A 24,036-nucleotide genomic window follows, 5' to 3' on the forward strand; every position below is an offset into this window, starting at 1 on the left:
GTATTAAATTCTGTTGTTGGCGGTGGCCGGCGGCAGCAGCTTGGTGCCGGTGGCCGCCTGCAGCTCTTCAAAGGTCAATCCGGGCGCCATTTCGCGCACCGCCAGACCGTTTGGCGTCACGTCCAGCACGGCCATGTCGGTATAGATGCGGTTGACGCAAGCGACGCCGGTCAGCGGATAGGTGCATTGTTCGACGATTTTGCTCTCGCCGGTCTTGGTCAGGTGGTCCATCATCACGAACACCTGCTTGGCGCCGATCGCCAGATCCATTGCACCGCCGACGGCCGGTATCGCATCGGGCGCGCCGGTATGCCAGTTGGCCAGATCGCCGTGCTCGGACACCTGGAAGGCGCCCAGCACGCAGACGTCCAGATGGCCGCCGCGCATCATCGCGAACGAATCGCCATGGTGGAAGTAGGCTCCGCCGGTCAGCAGGGTCACCGGCTGCTTGCCGGCGTTGATCAGGTCTTCGTCCTCTTCGCCCGGCGCGGGAGCGGGCCCCATGCCCAGCAGGCCGTTCTCGCTGTGCAGGAATACCTCGCGCTCGGACGGCAGGTAATTGGCGACCTTGGTCGGCAAGCCGATGCCCAGGTTGACGTAGGCGCCTTCGGGAATGTCCTGCGCCACACGGGCCGCGATCTGGTCGCGGCTATATCGATTAGTCATGCATCCTCCTGCACCACGCGTTGAACGAAGATGCCCGGCGTGACGATCACTTCCGGATCGAGTTCGCCCAGCGGCACCACCTTGCGTACCTGCGCGATCGCCACCTTGGCCGCCATCGCCATGATCGGGCCGAAATTGCGCGCGGTTTTGCGGTAGACCAGATTACCCCAGCGATCGCCCTGCAGCGCCTTGATCAGCGCGAAGTCGGCGTGGATCGGCGACTCCAGCACGTAGTGGCGTCCGTCGATCAGGCGCGTCTCCTTGCCCTCGGCCAGCAGCGTGCCGTAGCCGGTCGGCGTGAAGAAGCCGCCGATGCCGGCGCCGGCGGCGCGGATGCGCTCCGCCAGATTCCCTTGCGGTGTCAATTCCAGCTCGATCTCGCCGGCGCGGTACAGCGCGTCGAAGTGCTGGGAGTCGGCCTGGCGGGGGAACGAGCAAATAATCTTGCGCACCCGTTTGGCCTTGAGCAGCGCGGCCAGTCCGGTTTCGCCGTTGCCGGCGTTGTTGTTGACGATGGTGAGCTCGCGCGCGCCTTGCGCGATCAGCGCGTCGATCAGCGCCGATGGCATGCCCGCGTTGCCGAAGCCGCCGATCATGACGGTGGCGCCGTCGTGGATGTCGGCCACCGCGTGCTCCAGTGATTCAAAAGTTTTATCGATCATATCTTTGCCTTGATGATTCGTCGCCCGCTTGTCGTTTTACTTATGTGTTTTATTTTTCGTCTTGTGCGATAATCGAACTAATGATTGATTACCGCACAGCCAGTGTAGAACTTGCGCATGCCTTGGTCAAGAAAAAACGCCAATTAAATCCACCGTCTGCATTAAAATCACGCCATGTCAAAAGCCACCACCACCGAAACCAGCGCCGCCGAGGCGGATGACGAACGCGAACCGACCATCGCCGAGCAGATCGACGCGATGACCGATCCCAGTTTCATGACTTCCCTCGCCCGCGGCCTGGCCGTGGTACAGGCCTTCAGCGATTCGCGCAAGCCGCAGACCATCGCCAACATCAGCCAGAAAACGGGCATTCCGCGCGCGGCGGTGCGCCGCTGCCTGCACACACTGCGCGAACTGGGTTATGTGGACGCCGAGCTGAATAATTTTTCGCTGCGTCCCAAAGTGCTCACGCTTGGCTATTCCTATCTGTCGTCGACGCCGTTGACGGTGTCGGCCCAGCCCTACCTGAACGACATCAGCCGCACGCTCAATGAATCGAGTTCGATGGCGGTGCTGGAGGACGGCGAGGTACTGTACGTCGCGCGCGCGTCCACCTCGCGGGTGATGTCGGTGGCGCTCAACACGGGCAGCCGATTGCCAGCCTATTGCACCTCGCTAGGCCGCGTGATGCTGGCGCATCTGCCGCCCGATGAGCTGGAGCAGTATCTGGCCAAGACCAAGCTGCGTGCGATGACCGAGAACACGGTCGTCAACCAGAAGCGCCTGCGCGAAATCCTGGCCGACGTGCGGCGGGACGGCTATGCGGTCAACGACGAGGAGCTGGAGTTGGGCCTGCGCTCGATCGCGGTGCCGGTGCGCGGCGCCTCCGGCCAAGTGCTGGCGGCGCTGAACGTGGGCGCGCAAGCGGCCCGGGTCAGCGTCAAGCAGCTGGAGAAGGAGTTCCTGCCGGTGCTGCTGCGCGGTGCGCAGGAGTTGGCGATTCTGCTGCCATAGTTCCACGTAGGGCGGATTAGGCGGAACGCCGTAATCCGCCAAGAGCCGCCAATGCCGGCTTAGAAGCTGTGACGCAAACCGCCCATAACACCGTTCTGCGTCTTGCCAACGCCAACGGTGCCGCCGGCATCCAGCGCGATCGCCGACAAGCCGCTGTTCTTCATGCGGCCGATGCCGCCATAGACGGCGGTCCGCTTCGAGAAGTAGTAGGTCAGGCGCGCCGTCAGCATGGTCGCATCCGCGCTGCTGTTCTTCACGTCGCGCTTGGCCACCTGCGCGTCCAGCGTGGTCAATGGCGTGACCGGATAGCTCACCCCCAGGAAATACAGATCCGACTCCGTCAGCCCCGTTACCGCGCGCGTGGTGCGGTCGACCACGCCGGCGCCGATCTTGCCCTCGCCGACCTTGAAGTAACCGTTGACGGTAATGCGCTTGTCACTGTTGTCGCTGCTCGTCAGGCCGGCGGCGGCGCCGGTGTTCCCGTACAGGATGTCGTAGGACGCATTCAAGCCGTACGCCGGAATCTCGTAGCCGAACAACGCGGTGACCTGGCGGCAAGCCTTCGAATTGCCCGGCACCTCGCCGGCGCAGCCGGTGGCCGCTGGACCGCCGGCGGCCGACGAATCGCGCCCGGTGCTATAGGTTGCGCCCACCACGAAGTTATTGAAGTTACCCAGGTAGCCAATGGCGTTGTCGCTGCGCGCGTTCGGCAGATACGGATCGATGCTGCCGATCGCGAACAGGTTAGGCCCCATCACGTCGGCCTTCTGGCCGGCGATGTAGGTCATATTGATCTGGCGTCCCAGGGTGACGGTGCCGAAGGCGCCCTTCAACCCCACCGATGCCTGGCGGCCGAACAGGCGGTTGCCCTGCTGGCTGGTGCCGGTATCGAGCGCGAGGCCCGACTCCAGCGTGAAGACCACCTGCAGCCCGCCGCCCAGATCCTCGACGCCGCGGAAGCCGATCCGCGACGGGAAGGAACCCGTCAGCGAAGGCATCTTGGTCACGGAATCGCCGGCGGCATTGACGTTGGTGACGTGAACCAGGCCGGTGTCGAGCAGGCCGTACACGGTCACATTGGATTGCGCCATCGCTGCGGATGCGCCCATGCCTGCCAGAAGCGCCACGGCGCAACGGATACTGTTTTTCATTACTGTCTCCTGTTATTTTATTGGATGTGCGATTATCGAACATTAGGTTGTTAATCGCACATAAATTGGATACTATGATTGTCGCGGGACGTTGTCAAGAAACAGAACGGAAGCGATGACTCCACAAAACGACACTAAAATGGTCCCGACGTGGCGCTTCGCATCGCCCCACATAGACAAAAACAGAACCAGACAGGAGACCGGCATGACGATGAAAAAATTTGTAAATATTGCGACACTAGCGACACTTGCGGCCATCACCCTGGCCGCCGTGCCGCTGGCGCGCGCACAGGACACCATCAAGGTCGGCGTGATCGCCGCGTTTTCCGGCCCCTTCGCCGACTACGGCAAGCAGATGGAAGGCGGCATCAAAGCCTATATGGCGCAGAACGGCGCGACGGTGGCAGGCAAGAAGATCGAGATCATCGTCAAGGACACCACCGGCCCTTCGCCGGAAATCGCCAAGCGCCTGGCGCAGGAACTGGTCGTGCGCGACAAGGTCGACTTCCTGGCCGGCTTCGGCCTGACGCCGGAGGCACTGGCGGTTGCGCCGATCGCGGAACAGGCCAAGAAGCCGATGATCATCATGAACGCGGCCACGTCGATCATCACCACCAAGTCCAACTACATCGCCCGCTTTTCCATGACGCTGCCGCAAATTTCGGCGCCGATGGCGACATGGGCGGTGAAGAACAATATCAAGAAGGTCGTCACCCTGGTGGCGGACTACGGTCCCGGCATCGATGCCGAGGCCGCGTTCAAGAATGAACTGGTCAAGGGTGGCGGCACGGTGACCGAATCGATCCGCGTCCCGCTGCGCAATCCTGAGTTCGCGCCCTACATCCAGCGCATCAAGGACGCCAAGCCGGACGCGGTGTTCATCTTCGTGCCGGCCGGCGAGCAAAGCATCGCCTTCATGAAAGGCTATCGCGAGCGCGGTCTGGCCGAAGCGGGCATCAAGGTGATCGCCACCGGCGATCTGACCGACGACCACGTGCTGCCGGCGATGGGCGACTCCACCTTGGGCGTGATCACCACCTTCCACTATTCGGCCGCGCACAAATCTCCGGAGAACGCGGCGTTCCTTAAAAGCTTTGCGGCGGCCAATCCGAGTGGCGGCCGTCCCAACTTCATGGCCGTGGCGGCGTATGACGGCATGGCCGCGATCTATGAAGTGGTCCGCAAGCTGAATGGCAAAATCGACGGCGACAAGGCGATGGAGATCCTCAAGACGATCAAGCTCAATAGCCCGCGCGGCCCGATCGCGATCGATCCGCAAACCCGCGATATCGTGCAGACGGTCTATGTCCGCAAGGTGGAGAAGATCGGCAATGAGGTCTACAACGTGGAGTTCGACCAGTTCGCCAACCAGAAGGATCCGGGTAAATAAGGCGTTTCACATGCTGGCCGGCGGCGGCATCGCCGCCAGCACCACGGCGGCCAGCATGGCGCCGGCCAGCGCCACCGACTCCAGTTGCAACAGCGTTGTAATACGCGTCATCGCGCCGGTCCGGCCCACTGCCGCACCGGGGAAGCCGATGAATTTATTGTAACCGCCCACCGCGACGGCCAGCGCCACCAGCAGCAGCTTGACCGCCAGCGTCGTCTCGTAAGCGCCAGTTCCCACCTGCGCCCACGTGCCGAACACCCGCCACGCGTTGTAGACGCCACTGGCCGCGATGCCCGCCAGCGCGAACGTCGCCGCATCGGACAATAGTTCGAGATAGCGCGCCGGTGCGCCCGATTTCGATGAGGCCAGCGGCAATACCAGCCAGCCCGCCACCGCCACCGCCCCGACCCACACGCAGATCAGCAGCAAATGCAACCATTCGACCAACACGCCGGCCCTGAACAAGCCGTGTTCCGCCGCATGGCTGTTGCCAGCACGGCTGAAGGCGAAACCGCCCAACAGCAGCAGCGTGATCCAGTCGCGTCCCGGCAGCCGCCGGCCGAACCAGTACAGCGCGATGACCAGCAACAGACAGATGCCGCCCCCCGCGCCGATACGGCCATAGGCGCTGCGCGAGAGCAGCATCGAGAACGCATCTGCGGCCTCGCCCAGCGGCACGTCGGCCATCGCGGCGGCGGCGGCCCACAAGGCGGCGCAACTGGCCAGCAGTCCAGCCAACGCCGCCACGGGCATCGATTTATCCAGCGACGCGCGCGCCTTCAGCGCCCATGCCTGTTCGTCCGCCTGGCCGCCAGCGCGCAGCCAGCGGCCCGCCAATACCGCCGCCAGCATCCATGCCAGGGCGAGATTGAGCAGCAGCGCGCCGGCCGCCTGCAGTGTCGCCGTGGCGGTCAACTCACTTCACCGAAAAATTGTACTGGCCGTTGCGGCGATGGCCATCCGGTCCGACCGCCACCCAGCGCACGATGTAGCCGCCGGATTTAAGCGCGGGCAGATCGAGCTTCAACAGCCGCTTGTTGGTCGCGTCCACCGCCGCCTTGCCGACATCCGGAACCGCCTTGCCGGTTGCATCCTGCAGGACGATGGAGCTGAACGCCGGCTCCACGTCTTCATTGAAGGTCAGCGCGATCGCACTTGGCGCCTTGTCCAGTTGCGCGTTGGCGGCCGGCTCCGACAACTGGATTGTGGCGTGCGCCATTGCCAGCGGACTTGCCAGCGTCGCGGCGCCGAGGACGACACTCAGAACCAGGGATTGGAGTCGGTGCATGATGATTCCTTTTCAATGAACATGGGGTAGACATGACGTTCACTTTACAAGCTTCCCCCATAGGAAGGTCAAGCTTTTTCTGGCCCCGGAATCACACTCGACAGGAATGCGAAAAAACACCGTCCCATTCGGTAGTTTGTGCCGAAACACCGGGCCGTCCCGCGACATCCTAGCGTTCTTCTCGCGGCGCTGGCGCGGCCTGCGCCGGCTGGGTTAGCATGGCTGCTCGCCGCCTCCGATCGGCGGCATGTGAAAAGGAGTTACCGTGACAGACCAACTATCCGCGACGGCGGTCAGCTACCGCCGCATCACCGACAACGACGCCGAGGCGGCGCACCGCCTGTCGCTGTCGGTGCGCTGGCCGCACCGCCTGGACGACTGGCGCTTCATGCTGCGCCTTGGCGCCGGCTTCGTCGCCGAGGATGGCGAAGGCATCGTCGGCACCGCCATGTGCTGGAGCCATGGCACCGAGTTCGCATCGCTCGGCATGGTCATCGTCGACGCCGCGCGCCAGGGCCAGGGCATAGGCCGCAAGCTGATGTCGATGGTGATGAATGAACTGGGCAACCGTAACGTGCTGCTGCACGCGACCGAAGCGGGCAAGCCCCTGTACGAGAAAATGGGATTCAAGCAGACCGGCGAGATCCACCAGCATCAGGGCACGGTGTTCAAATCGCCGCTGATGCCGTTGCAGCCGGGCGAACGCATACGCCCTCTGGGTTCGCGCGACGGCGCCCGGCTGGCCGCGCTGGGCGCGCGCGCCGCCGGCATGCCGCGCAACACCGTGCTGGCGGCGATGCAGGACGTCGCCGAAACCGTCGTTATCGACCGCTACGACGAGGTGATCGGCTGCGCCATGCTGCGCCGCTTCGGCCATGGCTACGCCATCGGGCCGGTGATCGCGCCCGATATCGACCGCGCCAAGGCCCTGATCAGTCATTGGACCGGCACCTACGGCGGCGCCTTCCTGCGCATCGACGTCACCGGCTGGAGCGGCCTGAGTCCTTGGCTGAACGAACTCGGTCTGGTGCAGGTCGACAGCGTGGTGGCGATGGTACGCGGCGAGGCGCCGCTGTCCGACGCCGGTGTGCGGCAGTTCGCCGTCATCAGCCAGGCGCTCGCCTGAACGGCTTGGCGACGGCGCGGCAGAAAATGCTGCGCCGTCAAAAAAAACGCAATGAACGCGTGCCCGGCGGGGGCCGTTCCGCAAGCACCCGCTGACACAACGGTCCTAACATGGAGTCATACCACCACATGGATTTCATCATGACCGACACCTCCCTGGCGGACCTGGACCGCCAACACCTGATACACCCCGTCTCGAACTTCCGCGCGCATGAAAAGCGCGGCCCGACCATCCTGTCCTCCGGCCGCGGCGCATGGCTGCGGGACGACCAGGGACGCGAGCTGCTGGATGCCTTCTCCGGACTGTGGTGCGTCAACACCGGCTACGGCCAGGAAAGCATCGTTGCGGCGGCGACGGAACAGATGCGCCGGCTGCCCTACGCCACCGGCTACTTCAGCTTCTCGTCGGAACCGGCCATCGAACTGGCCGCGCGCCTGGTCGAACTGGCGCCGGCATCGCTGCGGCATGTGTACTTCACGATGGGTGGTTCGGACGCGGTCGACGCCGCGCTGCGCTACATCAGCTACTACAACAACTCGAGAGGTCAGCCGCGGCGCGACCAGTTCATCTCGCTGCAGCGCGGCTACCACGGCTCGTCCTCGGTCGGCGCCGGGCTGACCGCGCTGCCGGTGTTCCACCGCCACTTCAATCTGCCGCAACCGAACCAGCATTACCTGCCGTCGCCGTACGCCTATCGCAGCCCGGTCGGCGACGATCCTCAAGCACTGATCGCGGCCTCGGTCGCCGACCTGCGCGCCAAGGTCGCGGAGCTTGGCGCGGACCGCGTGGCCGCCTTCTTCTGCGAGCCGATACAGGGTTCGGGCGGCGTGGTGGTGCCGCCCAAGGGCTGGCTCAAGGCGATGGCCGACGCCTGCCGCGAACTGGGCATCCTGTTCGTGGTCGACGAGGTGATCACCGGCTTTGGCCGCACCGGCCCGCTGTTCGCCTGCGCGGCGGAGGACGTGGAGCCGGACATGATGACCCTCGCCAAAGGCCTGACCGCCGGCTACGCGCCGATGGGCGCCCTGATGATGTCGGACGCGATCTACCAGTCCATCGCCGACGGCGCAGGTCCCGACATCGTGGTTGGCCACGGCCAAACCTACTCCGCCCACCCGGTCAGCGCGGCCATCGGCCTGGAGGTGCTGCGCCTGTACCACGAGGGCGGCCTGCTGGCCAACGGCGCGGCGCAAACTCCGCTCTTCGAGGGCGGCCTGCGCGCGCTCTTCGCCCATCCGCTGGTCGGCGACGTCCGTAGCCGGGGGTTGCTCGGCGCGCTGGAACTGGTCGCCGACAAGGGTAGCAAACGCCAGTTCGACCCGGCGCTGCGCCTGCACGAGCGGATAACGACGGCCGCCTATGAAAACCGCCTGATCTTCCGCGCCTTCGGCGACAACATCCTCGGCTTCGCGCCGGCGCTGTGCTACACCGCCGACGAGTTCGCGATCATGTTCGAGCGTCTCAAGAACACGCTGGACCAGGTGCTTGAACAGCCGGAAGTGCGCCGGGCGGTGGCCTGACGCCGCCCGCTTTTCCCGCTAAAACCATCATGCTACAATCAGGCCGGCAACCACCCCAAGGCTGCCAGCCGAACAAGGGAAATCATGTTAGAAGGCGCGTTTAAACTGGATCGCATCGACATCCGCATCCTGTCCCACCTGCAGCAGAGTGGCCGGATTGCCAACGTTGATCTGGCCGATGCCGTGGGCCTGTCGCCCAGCCCCTGCCTGATCCGCGTCAAGCGGCTGGAAAAGGCCGGCTATGTCACCGGCTACGGCGCCCACATCGAGCTGGAAAAGATCGGCAACGTGCAGCTGGTGTTCACCCAGGTTACGTTGTCGGACCACCGCCGCGAGGACTTCACCAAGTTCGAGGCGGCGGTGCGCAAGATCGACGAAGTGGTCGAGTGCCACCTGGTCAGCGGTGGTTTCGACTACCTCCTGAAGTTCGTCACCACCGGCGTGGTGCACTACCAGACCATCATCGAAGGGCTGCTCGACCAGCATATCGGCATCGAGAAGTACTTCAGCTACATCGTCATCAAGTCGCCGTTCACCAAGGGCTACTACCCTGTCGATAAACTCTTCACGCAGAACTCCTGACCGCCGAAAGCGGCGCGGCATATTCTGCCGCCGCCGCGCGATATTCGCAATTTCCCCCGCTTCACCCTGCCCTCAACGGCCCCCTCCTCCTCCCCTCCGCCGCTACCATGGTCCTCAGTCCACCACACCGAGGGCATATCCATGAACCATACAAATTTAACGTTGACGCTGGAGCGGGAAGAGCTGCTTTGCGACGGCAATTACGTCGATGGCGCCTGGCGGCCCGGCCGCGCGGGCTCGCGTTACGCGGTTGTCAATCCCGCCGACGGCCTGGCCTTCGCCGAGGTGCCCGACAGCGATGAAGCCGACGCGCGCGATGCAACCGACAGTGCGGTCAACGCCTTCGAAAGCTGGCGCGCGCGCAGCGCCCGCGAGCGCGCCGCGCTGCTCAAGCGTTGGCACACGCTTATCCTGGCCAACAAGGAAGACCTGGCGCGCCTGATCTCGCGCGAGCAGGGCAAGCCGCTGGCCGAGGCGCGCGGCGAGGTGTTGTACGGCGCCTCGTACGTCGAATGGTTTGCCGAGGAAGCAGTACGTACCTACGGCGACATCATTCCGGAGCCGGTGCGCGGCCGCAAACTGATGGTGGTCAAGGAGCCGGCCGGCGTGGTCGCCGCCATCACGCCCTGGAACTTCCCGCTGGCGATGATCGCCCGAAAAATCGCCCCGGCGCTGGCCGCCGGCTGCACGGTGGTCGCCAAGCCGGCCGAGGACACGCCGCTGACGGCGCTCGCACTGGTGCGACTGGCGCACGAAGCGGGTATCCCGCCCGGCGTGCTCAATATCGTCACCGCCTCGCGCGAGAGCACCCCGGCCGTCGTCGGCGCCTGGCTGGAGGATGCGCGCGTGCGCAAGATCACCTTCACCGGCTCGACCGCCGTCGGTAAAAGCCTGGCGCGCGACTCGGCCGCCACGCTCAAGAAGCTGTCGCTGGAACTTGGCGGCAACGCCCCCTTCATAGTCTTCGACGACGCATGTCTCGAGGACGCCGTCGACGGCCTGATGGCGGCCAAATTCCGCAACGGCGGTCAAACCTGCGTCAGTCCCAACCGGGTCTACGTGCAAGCCAGCGTCTACGCGCGCTTCGCCGAATTGCTGACGGCGCGCGTGTCGGCGCTGGTGGTCGGCCCGGCCACCGATCCGGCGTCGCAAATCGGTCCCATGATCAACCGCCGCGCTCTCGACAAGATCGCCGCCCACGTCGCCGACGCCGTGGAACGCGGCGCCGAGCTGCTGTGCGGCGGCCGCCAGCCCGCCGGCGCCGACATCCCGTCGTCCACCTACTACGCGCCGACCGTGCTGGCGGGTGCCAGCCACGACATGCTGCTGGCGCGCGAAGAGACATTCGGCCCCGTGGTGGCGCTGTTCCGCTTCGCCACCGAGGACGAAGTGGTAGCCGCCGCCAACGACACGCCGTTCGGCCTGGCCGCCTACTTTTACGCGCGCGACGTCTCGCGCGTGTGGCGGGTGGCCGACCGCCTGGAGACCGGCATCGTTGGCATCAACGAAGGCGCGCTGGCGGCGGAATCGGCGCCATTCGGCGGCGTCAAGGAATCCGGCTATGGACGCGAAGGCTCGCGCTATGGACTGGACGACTACATGCACACCAAATATCTCTGTCTTGGAGGACTGAAGCAATGACCATGGAAACCTACCCGATCGAAATCGAGTTCCCCGACCTCACACCCTACGTTGAGGGCAATACCGGCATCCCCTATGTCTATACCTACGACAGCGGTGCGCCGGGGCCGCACACGATGATCAACGCCCTCACCCACGGCAACGAGGTATCCGGCGCGATCGCGGTCAAGGCACTGATCGACGGCGGCGTGCGGCCCCGGCGCGGCAGCTTGACGCTATCCTTCGCCAACATCGACGCCTATCTCAGCTTCGATCCCAAACGGCCGGACGCCTCGCGTTTCGTCGACCAGGACTTCAACCGCGTATGGATGCCGGCCACGCTGGACGACATGACGCTCGACTCATCCGAATTGCGGCGCGCGCGCGCCATGCGGCCGCTGATCGATAAGGTCGATTATCTGCTCGACCTGCACTCGATGCACGAGCGCAGCGCGCCGCTGACGGTGAGCGGCCCGCTGCAAAAAGGCATAGACATGGCCGTCAAACTTGGTGTGCCGGAGCACATCATCAGCGACGAGGGTCATCCCGAGGGCCGCCGCATGCGCGACTACGGCCAGTTCGGCGATCCGGCCAAGCCGCACACCGCGCTGCTGGTTGAAAGTGGCCAGCATTGGGAGGCCGCCGGGGTCGAGGTGGCGCGAAACTGCTGCGCGCGATTCCTGCTCTTGTGCGGCAACCTGGACGCCGCCGACATCCCGCCCGGCTGGCTCAAACCGCACCCGCCGTCGCAAAAAGTGATCCGCGTGACCGAACCGGTGGTCGCCAGCGGCACCGACTTCCGCTTCGCTGGCGAATACACCGGCCTGGAGACCTTCGCCGACGCCGGCACCCTCATCGGCTGGGACGGCGACAAGCCGGTGCGTACACCCTATCCCAACTGCGTGCTGGTCATGCCGTCGCTGCGCCAGTTGCGCGCCGGTGTCACGGTGGTGCGCCTCGGCCAACTACTCGATTAACCCAAAAGGAGATTAAACCATGCAAAGCAATTCCGTTATCCGCTTCAGCGACATCGCGCCGGAGGTCACATCGCAGCATCCGGACGAGGCCAATCGCATCAAGGGAAATCCGCTGCGCATCGCCCGCGAATACTTCGCCAACGACACGCACGGCGTGCGCGCCGGCACCTGGGAAGCAGGCGAAGGCATTTACCGCATCGCGCTGGGCGCCGACAAGCACGAGCTGTTTCACATTCTGACCGGCCGCGTGATCATTTCGGAACCCGACGGCGGCAACCCGCGCCAGTTCCTGCCCGGCGACACCGGCGTCATCCCGCCGGGGTTCAAGGGTATCTTCGAGATCGTCGAAGCGGCCAGTAAATTCTGGGTGGTCACGGAGCTGAAGGACTCCGCGACCGTCTGACATCAGAAGTAGCGCACCCAGGCCTGTTTCGAGGTGCGCTTGAAGTTTGCAAAGGCCTTGCACGGCACGTACAACACCGGCATCAACGCAACTGCGACCACCCACACAGGCCACAAGGAATCAACGCCGAAACGCGTGCCGTGATTGGCGCCGAACATCATGACCAGCGCCTTCTGCATATACAGCAACAGCAGCAGATGGAACAGGTAATAGAACATCGGCGCGCCGCCGAAGGTCGCGAAAGCGCGGGTCAGCAAATTATCGTGCGGCTCCAGCCACGCCAGCACCAGCATTCCGGTCCCTATCGTCATCAGCGCGAAATCCAGCGACGGCGGATACTTGGTGAAGTTCAGGAAGGACATCAGTGTCTTGACCGCCGTCTCCCCCTGCACCCAGGGCAGCTCCTCGCCGTAGATATTAAACCCGCGCAGCACCAGCAACAAAAGCAAGGCGCCGCCGCCGATCAGGCGCAGTAGCAGGCGGCGGCGCTCCGGCGCCATTGCACGCGCATACAGCGGACCGGCCGCATAGCCCAGCAGGATCACGCCTATCCAGGGCAGCAGCGGATAAGTGACCTTGACCTTGACCGCGCCGTCGGCGACCAGGAAGCCGCGATGCAGCAGCAAGGTCCATGCGTCGTAGGCGATGCTGCCCGGTTCAAAGCTGATCCAGGTCAGCGCGTTGTGGCCGGCCACAATCAGCGCGCCGACCGCGCCCAGCACCTTGAGCGGCAGCTTGTGCACCAGCGCCAGGAACATCATGGCCAGGCCGATCACCCAGATCACCTGCAAATACATCACCGGCTGCGGGAACGTGCCGACCCAGGCGAAATTGACCACCACCAGTTCCAGCACCACCAGCAGCAACCCGCGCTTGAACAGGAATCCTGTGGCGTCGCGCGGACCGGCGGCCGGATGCGCGTACAGCCAGGCCGACAGGCCGGTCAGGAACACAAACATCGGTGCGCAGAAATGCGCCACCGCGCGGGTGAAGAACAGATCCGGCGGCATGCTGTCGACGGTCATCGGATCGCTGATCGGCACGTGCAGATAGATCGCCTCGCGCACGTGGTCGAACAGCATGATCAGCATCACCAGGCCGCGCAGCACGTCGATCACGGCGATACGCGATTTGACCAGTTGCGCCGCCGGGTCCAGGACGGCGGTCCGGGGCGGCTTGACCCGGTCCTGGAACGCGGGTTTGAAAGTACTGGTGTGGTCCATAGTCGATTCTCTGTAGAGTTGAAAAGAAGTCCGGCGGCCACCGTAGCTCCGCCACCATGTCAATATTGTACGGAGCGGGTACGGGTTTTTCTGCTTAGTTATCCGTCGCCGGTGACGTTTCGACAGCTATGTAAGCCTTGCGACGGCATTTTCTACGGCCGGCAATCTATGCTGATCCGCCCATGGAAAACCGCCGCTTGTGCGCTGGCGGCCACGCGAAACGCGACAATCCCGCGACATAAATATGATGTAATGACATCCATGACAAAGCTCAGAGGCGCATCGATGAATTCCACGCTTTCCCCGCAGCAGAACCCAGCCTCCGCACTGTCCCGCCGCGACATGCTGCGCCGTCTCGCAGCCGGCGGCGTCCTGCTGTCGTCGTCAGGCTTGTTGTCGGCTGCGCCGGCACCCCGCAAGGGCGGCCAGTTGACCATCGCCACCCAGTCCAGCTCCACCGCCGACACGCTCGATCCGGCGCGCGGCGCGCTGTCGACCGACTACCTGCGCGCGCATATGTTCTTCAGCGGCCTGACCACGCTCGACGCGCACCTGGCGCCGCAGATGGCGCTGGCCGAGGAAATGGCCACCGACGACGCGATCACGTGGACGGTCCGCTTGCGCAAGGGCGTCGTCTTCCATGATGGCAAAGCGCTGACCTCCGCCGACGTGGTCTACTCGCTCAGGCGCCACAACGATACGGCCATCGGCTCCAAGGTGCGCGGCGTGGCCCAGCAGTTCGCGTCGGTGCGCGCGATCGATCCGCTGCTGGTGGAGATCACGCTGACCGGCGCCAACGCCGATCTGCCGGTGATACTGGCGACATCGCACTTCGTGATCATTCAGGACGGCACCACCAGCTTCACCACCGCCAACGGCACCGGCGCCTTCCGCTGCAAGGAGTTCACGCCTGGCGTGCGCACCATCGGTGTCCGCAATGAGAACTACTGGAGGCCCGGCCTGCCCCACCTCGACGAGGTGGCGCTGTTCGGCATACCTGATGAATCGGCGCGCATCAACGCGCTGCTGTCCGGTGATGTCGATTGGGTCAACGAGGTCAATCCGCGTTCGACCAAACGTATCAACGGCGAGCCTGGCTACATGGTCCTGGAAAGCCAGTCGGGCCTTTACACAGATCTGGTGATCCGCCAGAACCTCGGCTTCGGCCGCCATCCGGATTTCACGCTCGGCATGAAGTACCTGATAGACCGCGAACAAATGAAACGCGCCGCCTTCCGCGGCTACGCCGTCATCGGCAACGACCAGCCGCTGGCGCCGAGCAACCGCTTCCACTTCGCCGGCCTGCCGCAACGCCCCTACGATCCGGACCGCGCCCGTTATCACCTGGCGCGCGCCGGCGCATTGGGACAGACCTTGCCGCTGGTCGCATCGGTGGCGGCCGCCGGCTCCGTCGACATGGCGATGCTGATGCAGCAGTCGGCCCTGAAGGCGGGACTGAAATTGACGGTCAAGCGCATCTCGGCGGACGGCTACTGGTCGAACCACTGGATGAAATCCCCGATGGGCTTCGGGAACATCAACCCGCGTCCAAGCGCGGACATGCTGTTCACGCAGTTTTTCAAGTCGGACGCGCCATGGAACGAATCGGGCTGGCGGAACGAGCAGTTCGACCAGTTGCTGCTGCTGGCGCGTGCCGAAACCGACGAGACCAAACGCAAGCAGTTCTATGCAGATATGCAGGTGCTGGTGCACCAGAAGTGCGGCATCGGCATCCCGTTGTTCATCAATAATCTGGAAGCGTTCAGCAGCAAGGTACGGGGCACCTCCTCGCATCCCCTGGGATCATTCATGGGCTATACCTGCGCGGAGCATGTCTGGCTGGAGGCATAAAAGAAAAGCGGCGCCCGGGGCGCCGCTTGAAGATTGACCGCAAACGCTTCGTTACAGGCCGACCAGGCCGGCCAAACCACCGATGTCGCTGATTTCCTGATAGTTGTAGAACGGCGTGCCCGGCTCGTGGCCGCGATTGACGAAGGCCTTGTTCTTAATGCCGATGTCGTTGGCCGACATCAGGTCGTAGCGCATCGACGAGGACACGTGCAGGAAGTCGTCCGGTTTCGCATCCAGTTGATCGATCATGTACTCGAACGCGGTCAGGCGCGGCTTGTAGGCCTTGGCCTGCTGCGCGCTGTAGACGCGGTGGAACGGCACGCCGAGGTTCTTCACGTTGTGCACCAGCTGCGCGTCCATCGCGTTCGACAGGATCACCAGCGGGATCTTGTCGGCGATCTTGGCCAGACCCTCTGTCACGTCCGGGTGCGGGCCCCAGGTCGGTACGGCGGCGTAGATCTCGGCCACATCGGATTCGCGGAAAGGCACCTTCCAGCGGTTGGCCGTGCGCAGCAGCGAGTTGTAGACCACCTCGTAGTATGGCTTCCAGTCGCCCAGCACTTCGTCGTAGCGGAAGGCCGAGAAGTCCTTGCAGAACTGTTCCATGTCGTCGGCGCTGATACGATCGGCGAACAGTTTGCGCGCCATCGGCGACATCTGGAAGTAGATCAAGGTGCCGTAGCAATCGAAGCTGATGTATTTCGGTCTGAAGGTGATGCTCATGGTTGCCCTTTCGTTGATGATGGTCTGATATCGCGACAGATCCATGATATCCAACCTGGCGCCGCCAGAGGTGCCGACTATGCCCTTGCCGGCGCAGCAAAACGGCTTTTATGACCGCCGAATCAGCACGATTTGCCGCGTGGCGCCCGCGACAACCGCAGCTAATACTGCTCGTTCTCTTTATACTGTAGTTCTATCGACGCGCATTCGGCGGCTCATGGCCGGTTACGCCGTTCCGGCTAATCCGCCTTACGTGATTCACCCGCGAGACTAAATTTATGAGTGTATTGTACCGATCGGACGCCGCCCGCACGCAGGTCTGGGCGCGCTTTTTCGCCACCCATGCGCCGGACATCGATTTCCGCACCTGGCCTGACAATACGGGCGATTTGAACGACGTCGAATATCTGGTCTCATGGCAGGCCGGCGCCGAATTCCTGGCGTCGATGCCCAATCTGAAAGTGCTCTTCGCCTCCGGTGCCGGCATCGATCATATCGACTTCAGCGCCGTGCCGGAACACGTGACGGTGGTGCGCATGGTCGAACCGGGCATCGTCAACGGCATGATCGAATACACGACCATGTCGGTGCTGGCCCTGCACCGCAATCTCCTCGACTACGCCGACATGCAGTCGCGCGCCGAATGGCGGCCGATCCCGGTTGCGCCGGCATCGGCGCGCACCGTCGGCGTGATGGGACTGGGCGTGCTGGGACTGGCGGTGTTGGAACGGCTCGGCATTTTCGGCTTCCGACGCTTGGGCTGGAGCCGTTCGAAGAAAACGCTCGACGGCGTGGAGTGCTTTGCCGGCGACGACAGCTTGTCCGATTTCCTGCGCCGGTGCGACGTGCTGATTTGCCTGCTGCCGCTGACCGACGCCACGCGCGGCATCCTCGGCGAACGGTTGTTATCCCTGTTGCCGCGCGGCGCGGCGCTGATCAACGTCGCACGCGGTCCGCACCTGGACCACGGCGCGCTGCTGTCGGCGCTGGATTCCGGCCATTTATCGCGCGCCATCCTCGACGTCGCCGACCCCGAACCGCTGCCGGAAGATCACGCGCTGTGGCACCATCCCCGCGTGCTGATCACGCCGCACATCGCCAGCATGACGCAGCCCGATACGGCGGCCCCGGTGTTGCTGGCGAACCTGCGCCGGCACATGGCCGGCGAACCGCTGCAAGACGTTGTCAACCGCCAGCGCGGCTATTGAACGACGAAGGTGGTACTAACGCGCGTTTTCTTGTCCGCCATCGTCAACAACGCCGCCACCTTGCCGGCCTTGGCGGCACCTGGCGCCTTCGCCTCCAGCTTATTGCCGCCGGCGGGATTGAGTGCGAATTCCTGCTTGTCCGCCGCCGTCATCAACGTCACCTTGCCCGTCACTTCGGCGCTCGGCATGTCATCGCCGTCATCCTGCAGATACAACTCGACCTGATCGCCCTTCACCACCAGCTCCAGCCAGGTTTCCCCCACCGCCTGCACGATACCGCCATGATGCGCCACCGGCGTGCCGTGCGCCGCCGCGTAGCCACTGGTCATAGCCAAAGCAAGCACCATCGTGCCCAATATCCTCTTCATCATCGCTGCCTCCATGTCATTCAGGTTTATGTGCCAGCACGAACGACAGTGTGGCCAGATACTCGCTGCTGTCAAACTTCGCCGGCTGCTCGGACGGGCCGCGATAAATCGCCGCGATCACGTTCAGTCCCTGGTTGCGTACCTTGATGGTGACAGTGCCGTCGGCACCGGACAGCACCGGCTCCGCATCGGGATCGTTGACCATATCCTGCAACACCTGCGCCCCGGCCAACGGCTTCCCCTTGAACAGCACGCGCAGCTTGATCGGATCGCCCAGCATCGGCGGCAGCGCCGCCTCCACCGGAACGATCTGCAAAATCTGGTTAGGTAGAGGTCCGAGCGGTTTGCTCAATGGCTTGCGCAGGTGCACCGCATATTTGTACGTATGCTCGCTGATGATGTACTTGGGGATCTCGTCCTTCCCTTTTTTGTGGAAAACGCCATCCGGCGTCTTGGTCCACGTGCCGTTATCCAGGACCGCCGTCACCACGGCAGGCTGGTTGTCCAGATTGACCAGCACCAGACGCCCATCGGGCTGCAGCGAGGTCTCAACCGGCTTGCCGTCGGCGTCATAGCCACCGACGCTGGTCACCTGCGGCAACCGCTTGAGGGAATCCAGATCATCCGCGCCCACGCCATACAAAAACGCCAGTTGGGTGGCTCGCTGCGCGAACCAGATGCCGTGCGCCTGGGCCGGCGCCACGACGACAACACCCGCGAGCAAGGCAGTCGTGCACAAGGTGCATGCCAATTTTTTCAATGTCATCATGCTGATGGCGCTCCTCTTCAGAATTTGTAGTGCAGATTCAAAGTCGCGGTGCGGTCCGTTCCCGGAGACACCCACAACTGGCTGTATGAACTGGCGTAGTACTGCTTGTCGAAGATATTGTCGATGTTGAGCGACAGGCGCAGCTTCTTGGTTGGCGACCAGGACGAGATCAGCCTGGCCGTGGTGTACGCGGGCAGTTTGAAGTTGCTCGATACGGCCACGTCCCCCAACCGCTCGCCCACATGATTGACGCCGCCGCCGAGGGTCGCCATGCCGCCGGCGACCGCGAACGCCTGTGTCAGCACCACGGTGGCGCTCTGCCTCGGCACATTCGGGAAGCGGCTGCCGGTGCGGATCGTGTTGTCGCCCTTGGTGACGGTGGCGTCGGTGTACGCGTAGGCCGCCGACAGGCGCAGGTTGCGTGCGATCTCGCCCGACAAATCCAGCTCGATGCCCTTGCTACCCACCTCGCCGGCGGAGATCGAGAAGTCGGTGTTGGCCGGATTGGTGGTCAGCACATTCTCTTTGGTGATTTTATAGAGCGCCAGCGTTCCGGTCAGCTTGCCGTCGGCCGACTCCAGCTTCGAGCCGACTTCATAGGATTTGCTCTCCTCCGGAGCGAAAGCCTGGTTGTCGATGCTGATGCCGCTGTTCGGACGGAAGCCCTTCGAGGCTGTCGCATACAACGACAGCACCGGCAACGGTTGATATACGAGGCCGGCGCGCGGACTGGTGGCGCTCAGAGACTGCTTGTTCGACGCGCCGTTGCGGAAGTTCGTCACCGTTTGGTCGTAGCTGTCCCAGCGCACACCCAGCAGCGCCTTCCATTGCGCGGTCAAGTCGATCTGGTCCTGCGCGTAGAACGCATGCGCGCGCTGTTCTTCCTTGGTGTTGATCGACATCGTCATCACATCGGAGACGCCGCCGTAGACGGGATTGTAGATATCGATCGCGTAGGGGAAGGCGGCGCTCGGATTGCGGCGCAACTGGATGCGGCGGTCGTTGAATTTATAAGCATCGACTCCCACCAGCACATTGTTCGTCACCGGCCCGGTGTCGAACTTGCCGACCACCTCGACGCGGCCCGAGGCGTCGATGGCCGTGTAGTCGCGGCTGCGGTGCTGGCGGCGCACCGTGCGGCCATCGGCCTGCAGCGCGCTCGCTTCGCTGGAAACGCCCTTCAATTCGCTGTCCCGGTACGAGACACCCGATTGCAGCTTCCAGCGCTCATTGAATTCGTGCTCGACGAAGACCTGGTGGCCCAGGGATTTCACGACGGTCGGCCCGTCCGACGGCTCGCCCAGGAAGCGCGAATTGGGGATCAGCCCCAGTACGCCGCCCACCGCCAATACGCCCCGGTCGAACGGCACGCGCTGCTCGCTGGCCTCGACCTCGTACGAAACGCGGGTATGGTCGCCGATCAGCCAGATGAACGACGGCGAGAGGAACGAGCGCTCGGTTTGCACCGTATCGCGGAAGCTGTCGCCCTTCTCGTAGGCGCCGTTCAGGCGATAGGCCAGGTTTTCGCTGATCGGTCCGGTCAGGTCGAGCGCGGTGCGATAGGTCTCGTGGCTTGCGATCGAAACATCCAGTTCATACGACGGTTCGAAGCGCGGCTTCTTGGTCGTGATGTTCACCGTGCCGCCAGGTTCGCCGCGCCCGTACAGCGCCGACGCGGGGCCCTTGAGTACTTCCACGCTGGCGGTGCCGGCCGAGTCGCGCAAGCCGTTGTAGCCGCGGCTGGAGCTGAAACCGTTGACCAGATAGTCCGAACCGAAATTGGGGTCGCCGGTGAAGCCGCGCATCGCGTAGCTGTCCCATAGGCCACCCAGGTTGCTCTGGCGCGAGATGCCGCTGGTCAGATCGAGCGCGCTGGCCAGATTGGTCACGCCGACGTCGCGCAGCAGATCGGCCGTCAGCACACGCACGCTTTGCGGCAGGTCCTTGAGCAGCGTGTCGGTCTTGGTCGCGCCGGTCGCCGACAGCGCGCGGTAGTTCTGGCGCGAACCGCTCACCACCACCACTTCCCGGCCGGCCGGGGAATCGGCCTGCGCCGCCCCCTCCGCCACAGCCGCGGCATCGACAACGGCGGTGACGCCGGCATCGGCGGCGGGATCGGCATCCGCCGCCAGGGAGGACAGCGGGTAGGTCGCGGCCAGGAACAGGGCCAAGGTACAGTGACGGGTGGGATACATGACGAACTCCTGGTAAGGTGTGGATGTACTTGTTAATGCGTCTACTGGGATCGATTACAACATGCGTCCCCCACCGGTTTGTCCTGTAATCACCTTGTCACAAAACAGAAATACTTGTTTTACTGCCTGCAATCAGCACAGCTTGCTGACCTGAAGTCACCCGCACCGCGACGGTGCCGCGCGCGCCGCGATGCGCCAAAGCGGCGCGGCCCGGCGCCCGTTATTGGCGCATGAAATCGACCAGCACCGTCTTGTAGCGCAGGTTCGCCTCGTACGACTGGCGGCCCAGATCCTTGCCCATGCCGGAGCGTTTGAAGCCTCCCGTCGGCAGCACGTAATCGTCGCTGCGGCCGTAGCGGTTGATCCACACGGTGCCCGCCTCCAGCTCGCGCGCACAACGCAGCGCGCGGCCGATATCGGCGGTATGCACGCCGGCCGCCAGCCCGTAGGCGGGATGATCGCCCAGCGCCAGCGCCTCGTCGTCGTCGTCGAACACCTGCACCGTCATCACCGGCCCGAAGATCTCGTCGCGCACCGCCTCCATGTCCGCCTGGACCCCGGTCAGGATGGTCGGCTGATAGTAGCCGCCCTCGCCCTCGACCGCCACCAGCCCGCCGCCGGCCGCGACACTGGCCCCCGCCTCCACCGCGCGCCGCACCACGCCATCGATGCGCAGCGCGTCCTTGCGACTGATAATAGGAGACAGCGTCGTATCGCCGCTCCAGGTATGGCCCGGCCGCAGCGACTGGAACGCCGCCGCGATGCCTTCCACCAGTTGCTCGGCGACGCCGCGCTGCACGATCAGGCGCGACCCGGCCACGCACACCTGTCCGGCGTTGCCTGCGATGGCGCCGGCGACCATCTTCGCCACCCGCTCCAGATCGGGCGCGTCGGCGAATACCAGCTGCGGACTTTTACCGCCCAGCTCCAGGGTCACCGGCTTGGTGCCGCTCTCCGCGCATGCAGCCATGATAGCCGAGCCGGTACGGGTGGAGCCAGTGAAAGTCACCTTGGAGATGCGCGGATGACGCACCAGCGCATCACCGGTGGTGCGGCCGTCGCCCTGGATCACGTTGAATATCCCCGGCGGCATGCCGGCGGCGATCGCCAGCTCGGCCAGGCGGATCACGGAAAACGGCGTCAGCTCGGATGGCTTGAGCACCACCGCGTTACCGGCGGCCAGCGCCGGCCCTATCTTCCAGGAGGCCATCACCAGCGGGAAGTTCCACGGCGCGATGGCGCCGATCACGCCATACGGCTCGGCGATCGTCATGCCCAGCGCGTCGCTGCGCGTGGCCGCCACGTCGCCGCCCACCTTGTCGGCGAACTCCGCGAAGAAGCGCAGGCCCTCGGCGGTGAACGGAATATCCCAGGCGACGGCGTTGGCGATCGGCCGGGTCGAACCGACCGCCTCCAGCGCGGCCAGTTGCGCCACATCGGCCTCGATCAGGTCGGCCCAGCGCCGCATGACGCGGGCGCGCTCGCGCGGCGCCTGGCGCGCCCAATTACTTTTTTTGAAAGCTTGCCATGCGTTTTGCACGGCCATGTCCACCACGTCCGCGTCGGCCACCGGCAAACCGGCGTAGACGCGGTTATCGGAAGGCCGGCGCACGTCCAGACCGGACGCCGAACCCTGGCCCGGCACGTGAACGCCGCCGATGAAATGAGCGCTGGAGACCTTCACCAGGTCCGGATTGAAGCTGTGCATATAGCGTATCCTTTTAATAAGTGGAATGAAAACTGCATAGCCCCATGCTAAGCGCGGGAGCGCAGCATTTAATGCCGCCGGTCCGGCCGTGGATGGCGCAAGCTTGTGTAGTTTTCGGCGCAGCCGCCGTTCCTGCTGCGAGGCGCGAAGCGGGGCGGCGCCGGTGCTCGAGGGGTGCGGGATGCGCAGCAATCTGTGCTGCCGACGGCGGGCAAAACCGCGCATTCTGTCTCCCCGGCGCGAAAATTCAGGATATTGCGCAGCCGTGGCTATGGTGTAATGGTTTTAACAAAACGTCCAACCAAGGATAGATGCATGAAGCTTGAATCGTACTGGCTCGACACGGCGCCGAGGTTCCTCGGCGCGGCCAACGGACCTGTCCCTCCAAGGGCGGACGTTGTGGTCGTCGGCGGCGGCTTTACCGGGCTGTCGGCGGCGCTGGAGCTGGCCAAACGCGGCGCGTCCGTGATCCTGCTCGAGGCGGGCCGCATCGCCGGCGAGGCGTCTGGACGCAATGGCGGCCAATGCAACACCGGCCTGGCGCACGATTACGCCGACCTGTCGGCCCGCCTTGGCGAAGCGCGCGCCCGCGCCTACTACGAAGCCTACGACGCCGCCGTCGTCACGGTAGAAGAAATCATCGCGGCCGAAACCATCGACTGCGACTTCCAGCGCTGCGGCAAACTCAAACTGGCGGCCAAGCCGGAACACTACGAAAAGCTGGCGCGGGCCCACGAGCGCCTGCGCGCCAGCGTCGACCCCAACGTCGAACTGGTGCCGCCGGAGCGCATGAGCGACGAAATCGGCTCCACCGGCTTTTACGGCGGCCTGCTGCAGCGACAAGGCGCCCAGATGCACATGGGTAAATTCGGCGTCGGGCTGGGCCAGGCGGCGGTGCGCGCCGGCGCCCGCGTCTACGAAAACGCGGCGGTGCAAGCCATCGAGCGCACCGCCGGCGGTTTCCGGCTCAAGTCCGCGCGCGGCGACATCGACGCCGCACAAGTATTTCTGGCCACCGGCAATTCCAGCCTGGGTCCGTTCGGCTACTTCCGCCGGCGCCTGGTATCGGTGGGCAGCTTCATCATCGCCACCGCGCCGCTGTCGCCGCAGCTGATCAACGAGATCACGCCGACCCGCCGCAACTACGTCACCACCAAAAACATCGGCAACTACTTTCGCCTCACGCCTGACAACCGCCTGCTGTTCGGCGGGCGCGCGCGCTTCGCGCTCTCGAACCCGAAATCGGACACCAAGAGTGGCCGCATACTGGCCGACACCATGGTGCGCCTGTTCCCGCAGCTGGCCGGCACCGGCATCGACTACTGCTGGGGAGGACTGGTGGACATGACGGCCGACCGCCTGCCGCGCGCGGGTGAACACGAAGGCATGTTCTACTCGCTGGGCTACAGCGGCCATGGCGTGCAGATGTCGGTGCACATGGGCCGCCAGATGGCCGACATCATGGCCGGCAAAAAGGACAGCAATCCATGGCGCGATCTGGACTGGCCGGCGATCCCCGGCTACTCCGGCAAGCCCTGGTTCCTGCCGATGGTCGGCGCCTGGTACAAGCTGCAAGACATCCTGCACTGAGG

The 24,036-nt window shown here is 64.3% G+C and carries 22 protein-coding genes; 11 read left to right on the plus strand and 11 right to left on the minus strand.

The features are described 5' to 3' along the window. Positions 1-3: 3 nt before the first annotated feature. A complete protein-coding gene (locus AC07P1_RS20340; RefSeq protein ID WP_494697520.1) occupies positions 4-666 on the minus strand; it encodes a CoA transferase subunit B in 663 nt (220 codons plus the stop codon). Beyond that, positions 663-1,328 carry a 3-oxoacid CoA-transferase subunit A gene (locus tag AC07P1_RS20345; RefSeq protein ID WP_494697521.1) on the minus strand — a complete coding sequence of 222 codons (666 nt, stop codon included), beginning with the start codon at positions 1,326-1,328 and terminating at the stop codon, positions 663-665. Before AC07P1_RS20345 ends, AC07P1_RS20340 begins: the two co-directional genes overlap by 4 nt. A 174-nt stretch (positions 1,329-1,502) precedes the next feature. Between AC07P1_RS20345 and AC07P1_RS20350 the strand changes: the two genes are divergently transcribed. Further along, positions 1,503-2,342 carry an IclR family transcriptional regulator domain-containing protein gene (locus AC07P1_RS20350; RefSeq protein WP_494697522.1) on the plus strand — a complete coding sequence of 280 codons (840 nt, stop codon included), beginning with the start codon at positions 1,503-1,505 and terminating at the stop codon, positions 2,340-2,342. A 59-nt stretch (positions 2,343-2,401) separates the two neighbouring features. On the opposite strand, the gene AC07P1_RS20355 is transcribed toward AC07P1_RS20350, so the two are convergent. Next, positions 2,402-3,493 (minus strand): porin, encoded by a 1,092-nt coding sequence (locus AC07P1_RS20355; protein ID WP_494697523.1) that lies wholly within the window; start codon positions 3,491-3,493, stop codon positions 2,402-2,404. A 205-nt stretch (positions 3,494-3,698) separates the two neighbouring features. Here AC07P1_RS20355 and AC07P1_RS20360 point away from each other — a divergent pair, with 205 nt between their 5' ends. After that, on the plus strand, positions 3,699-4,883 hold the full coding sequence (locus AC07P1_RS20360; protein ID WP_494697524.1) for an ABC transporter substrate-binding protein: 1,185 nt from the start codon (positions 3,699-3,701) through the stop codon (positions 4,881-4,883). A gap of 6 nt (positions 4,884-4,889) precedes the next feature. On the opposite strand, the gene AC07P1_RS20365 is transcribed toward AC07P1_RS20360, so the two are convergent. Both AC07P1_RS20365 and AC07P1_RS20370 read right to left on the minus strand, forming a co-directional pair. Continuing rightward, positions 4,890-5,798, minus strand: a complete 909-nt coding sequence (locus tag AC07P1_RS20365; RefSeq protein WP_494697525.1) for a CopD family protein — start codon at positions 5,796-5,798, stop codon at positions 4,890-4,892. 1 nt (position 5,799) lies between these two features. Next, a complete protein-coding gene (locus AC07P1_RS20370) occupies positions 5,800-6,171 on the minus strand; it encodes a copper resistance CopC family protein (protein WP_494697526.1) in 372 nt (123 codons plus the stop codon). 265 nt (positions 6,172-6,436) lie between these two features. Between AC07P1_RS20370 and AC07P1_RS20375 the strand changes: the two genes are divergently transcribed. The 6 genes from AC07P1_RS20375 to AC07P1_RS20400 all read left to right on the plus strand — a co-directional run bounded on the left by AC07P1_RS20375 (position 6,437) and on the right by AC07P1_RS20400 (position 12,399). Further along, entirely contained in the window at positions 6,437-7,297 is an 861-nt protein-coding gene (locus AC07P1_RS20375; protein ID WP_494697527.1) for a GNAT family N-acetyltransferase, read from the plus strand. A gap of 140 nt (positions 7,298-7,437) precedes the next feature. After that, positions 7,438-8,817: an aspartate aminotransferase family protein gene (locus AC07P1_RS20380; protein WP_494697528.1), complete on the plus strand. Its 1,380-nt coding sequence runs from the start codon at positions 7,438-7,440 to the stop codon at positions 8,815-8,817. 84 nt (positions 8,818-8,901) lie between these two features. Continuing rightward, a complete protein-coding gene (locus tag AC07P1_RS20385; protein WP_209714768.1) occupies positions 8,902-9,399 on the plus strand; it encodes an Lrp/AsnC family transcriptional regulator in 498 nt (165 codons plus the stop codon). Positions 9,400-9,540: 141 nt separating this feature from the next. Next, positions 9,541-11,040, plus strand: a complete 1,500-nt coding sequence (locus AC07P1_RS20390; protein WP_494697529.1) for an NAD-dependent succinate-semialdehyde dehydrogenase — start codon at positions 9,541-9,543, stop codon at positions 11,038-11,040. After that, on the plus strand, positions 11,037-11,996 hold the full coding sequence (locus AC07P1_RS20395) for a M14 family metallopeptidase (protein WP_494697530.1): 960 nt from the start codon (positions 11,037-11,039) through the stop codon (positions 11,994-11,996). The genes AC07P1_RS20390 and AC07P1_RS20395 overlap by 4 nt, the downstream gene beginning before the upstream one ends. Before the next feature lie 19 nt (positions 11,997-12,015). Next, entirely contained in the window at positions 12,016-12,399 is a 384-nt protein-coding gene (locus AC07P1_RS20400) for a cupin domain-containing protein (protein WP_494697531.1), read from the plus strand. Between the two features lie 2 nt (positions 12,400-12,401). Here the strand turns inward: AC07P1_RS20400 and AC07P1_RS20405 are convergent, their stop codons facing one another. Continuing rightward, a complete protein-coding gene (locus AC07P1_RS20405) occupies positions 12,402-13,622 on the minus strand; it encodes an acetyltransferase domain-containing protein (RefSeq protein WP_494697532.1) in 1,221 nt (406 codons plus the stop codon). A 285-nt stretch (positions 13,623-13,907) separates the two neighbouring features. Here AC07P1_RS20405 and AC07P1_RS20410 point away from each other — a divergent pair, with 285 nt between their 5' ends. Further along, on the plus strand, positions 13,908-15,473 hold the full coding sequence (locus tag AC07P1_RS20410) for an ABC transporter substrate-binding protein (protein WP_494697533.1): 1,566 nt from the start codon (positions 13,908-13,910) through the stop codon (positions 15,471-15,473). A 51-nt stretch (positions 15,474-15,524) separates the two neighbouring features. Here the strand turns inward: AC07P1_RS20410 and AC07P1_RS20415 are convergent, their stop codons facing one another. Then, complete coding sequence (locus tag AC07P1_RS20415; protein ID WP_494697631.1) at positions 15,525-16,190, minus strand: haloacid dehalogenase type II; 666 nt, start codon at positions 16,188-16,190, stop codon at positions 15,525-15,527. Between the two features lie 284 nt (positions 16,191-16,474). On the opposite strand from AC07P1_RS20415, the gene AC07P1_RS20420 reads away from it, so the two are divergent. After that, on the plus strand, positions 16,475-17,404 hold the full coding sequence (locus AC07P1_RS20420; protein ID WP_494697534.1) for a 2-hydroxyacid dehydrogenase: 930 nt from the start codon (positions 16,475-16,477) through the stop codon (positions 17,402-17,404). On the opposite strand, the gene AC07P1_RS20425 is transcribed toward AC07P1_RS20420, so the two are convergent. The 4 genes from AC07P1_RS20425 to AC07P1_RS20440 all read right to left on the minus strand — a co-directional run bounded on the left by AC07P1_RS20425 (position 17,398) and on the right by AC07P1_RS20440 (position 22,444). Continuing rightward, complete coding sequence (locus AC07P1_RS20425; RefSeq protein WP_494697535.1) at positions 17,398-17,775, minus strand: hypothetical protein; 378 nt, start codon at positions 17,773-17,775, stop codon at positions 17,398-17,400. The genes AC07P1_RS20420 and AC07P1_RS20425 overlap by 7 nt on opposite strands. 13 nt (positions 17,776-17,788) lie before the next feature. After that, entirely contained in the window at positions 17,789-18,541 is a 753-nt protein-coding gene (locus AC07P1_RS20430) for a DUF4198 domain-containing protein (RefSeq protein ID WP_494697536.1), read from the minus strand. Positions 18,542-18,558: 17 nt separating this feature from the next. Next, the gene (locus tag AC07P1_RS20435; RefSeq protein ID WP_494697537.1) at positions 18,559-20,736 is read right to left on the minus strand and encodes a TonB-dependent siderophore receptor; all 2,178 of its coding nucleotides are present in this window, start codon (positions 20,734-20,736) and stop codon (positions 18,559-18,561) included. A 220-nt stretch (positions 20,737-20,956) separates the two neighbouring features. After that, positions 20,957-22,444 carry an aldehyde dehydrogenase family protein gene (locus AC07P1_RS20440; RefSeq protein ID WP_494697538.1) on the minus strand — a complete coding sequence of 496 codons (1,488 nt, stop codon included), beginning with the start codon at positions 22,442-22,444 and terminating at the stop codon, positions 20,957-20,959. Positions 22,445-22,759: 315 nt separating this feature from the next. Here AC07P1_RS20440 and AC07P1_RS20445 point away from each other — a divergent pair, with 315 nt between their 5' ends. After that, complete coding sequence (locus AC07P1_RS20445) at positions 22,760-24,034, plus strand: NAD(P)/FAD-dependent oxidoreductase (protein ID WP_494697539.1); 1,275 nt, start codon at positions 22,760-22,762, stop codon at positions 24,032-24,034. Positions 24,035-24,036 lie beyond the last annotated feature (2 nt).

This window comes from Duganella sp. GW821-FHT07F09, from assembly GCF_059418705.1.

Bases quoted from the DNA above. Each gene is read 5' to 3' on its own strand.
- AC07P1_RS20340 (WP_494697520.1), bottom strand. From the start codon at position 666: ATGACTAATCGATATAGCCGCGACCAGATCGCGGCCCGTGTGGCGCAG.
- AC07P1_RS20345 (WP_494697521.1), bottom strand. From the start codon at position 1,328: ATGATCGATAAAACTTTTGAATCACTGGAGCACGCGGTGGCCGACATC.
- AC07P1_RS20350 (WP_494697522.1), top strand. From the start codon at position 1,503: ATGTCAAAAGCCACCACCACCGAAACCAGCGCCGCCGAGGCGGATGAC.
- AC07P1_RS20355 (WP_494697523.1), bottom strand. From the start codon at position 3,493: ATGAAAAACAGTATCCGTTGCGCCGTGGCGCTTCTGGCAGGCATGGGC.
- AC07P1_RS20360 (WP_494697524.1), top strand. From the start codon at position 3,699: ATGACGATGAAAAAATTTGTAAATATTGCGACACTAGCGACACTTGCG.
- AC07P1_RS20370 (WP_494697526.1), bottom strand. From the start codon at position 6,171: ATGCACCGACTCCAATCCCTGGTTCTGAGTGTCGTCCTCGGCGCCGCG.
- AC07P1_RS20380 (WP_494697528.1), top strand. From the start codon at position 7,438: ATGACCGACACCTCCCTGGCGGACCTGGACCGCCAACACCTGATACAC.
- AC07P1_RS20385 (WP_209714768.1), top strand. From the start codon at position 8,902: ATGTTAGAAGGCGCGTTTAAACTGGATCGCATCGACATCCGCATCCTG.
- AC07P1_RS20390 (WP_494697529.1), top strand. From the start codon at position 9,541: ATGAACCATACAAATTTAACGTTGACGCTGGAGCGGGAAGAGCTGCTT.
- AC07P1_RS20395 (WP_494697530.1), top strand. From the start codon at position 11,037: ATGACCATGGAAACCTACCCGATCGAAATCGAGTTCCCCGACCTCACA.
- AC07P1_RS20400 (WP_494697531.1), top strand. From the start codon at position 12,016: ATGCAAAGCAATTCCGTTATCCGCTTCAGCGACATCGCGCCGGAGGTC.
- AC07P1_RS20405 (WP_494697532.1), bottom strand. From the start codon at position 13,622: ATGGACCACACCAGTACTTTCAAACCCGCGTTCCAGGACCGGGTCAAG.
- AC07P1_RS20410 (WP_494697533.1), top strand. From the start codon at position 13,908: ATGAATTCCACGCTTTCCCCGCAGCAGAACCCAGCCTCCGCACTGTCC.
- AC07P1_RS20420 (WP_494697534.1), top strand. From the start codon at position 16,475: ATGAGTGTATTGTACCGATCGGACGCCGCCCGCACGCAGGTCTGGGCG.
- AC07P1_RS20425 (WP_494697535.1), bottom strand. From the start codon at position 17,775: ATGATGAAGAGGATATTGGGCACGATGGTGCTTGCTTTGGCTATGACC.
- AC07P1_RS20430 (WP_494697536.1), bottom strand. From the start codon at position 18,541: ATGATGACATTGAAAAAATTGGCATGCACCTTGTGCACGACTGCCTTG.
- AC07P1_RS20435 (WP_494697537.1), bottom strand. From the start codon at position 20,736: ATGTATCCCACCCGTCACTGTACCTTGGCCCTGTTCCTGGCCGCGACC.
- AC07P1_RS20440 (WP_494697538.1), bottom strand. From the start codon at position 22,444: ATGCACAGCTTCAATCCGGACCTGGTGAAGGTCTCCAGCGCTCATTTC.
- AC07P1_RS20445 (WP_494697539.1), top strand. From the start codon at position 22,760: ATGAAGCTTGAATCGTACTGGCTCGACACGGCGCCGAGGTTCCTCGGC.